Origin of the sequence: Tetzosporium hominis (assembly GCF_002265435.1) — a bacterium.
Classification (GTDB): Bacteria; Bacillota; Bacilli; order Bacillales_A; family Planococcaceae; genus Chryseomicrobium; species Chryseomicrobium hominis.
The window spans coordinates 1-277 of record NZ_NOKQ01000133.1; the positions used below are offsets into that span (position 1 = coordinate 1).

Here is a 277-nt window from a genome sequence, read left to right on the forward strand (position 1 = left end):
ATCCGCGTTCACATATGAAAGCGGCGCTCGTTGGAACAAACAAAGATCATCTTAAGAAGGTTCAAGCTATTGAAATGACGCCTGATCATATTGATTATTACGGTTCATTAAACACAGTTGAAGCAAAAGTCGGCGATACGGCAATATTTGCTTTTCGTACACAAGTCTTTGTCACGAATGCACATATAGCCATCTTAAAAAACGTTGCTGAAGATCCTGAACTTATCGGTGTATATGATTCTAAAGGAAATGTAATCGAGTGAATGATCGTTATCGG

At 38.6% G+C, this 277-nt stretch carries 1 pseudogene; it reads left to right on the forward strand.

Annotation, left to right across the window (positions count from 1 at the left end):
- Nucleotides 1-263: pseudogene (locus CF394_RS00885) on the forward strand (YhfX family PLP-dependent enzyme); the annotation flags it as partial.
- Between the last annotated feature and the right edge of the window lie 14 nt (nt 264-277).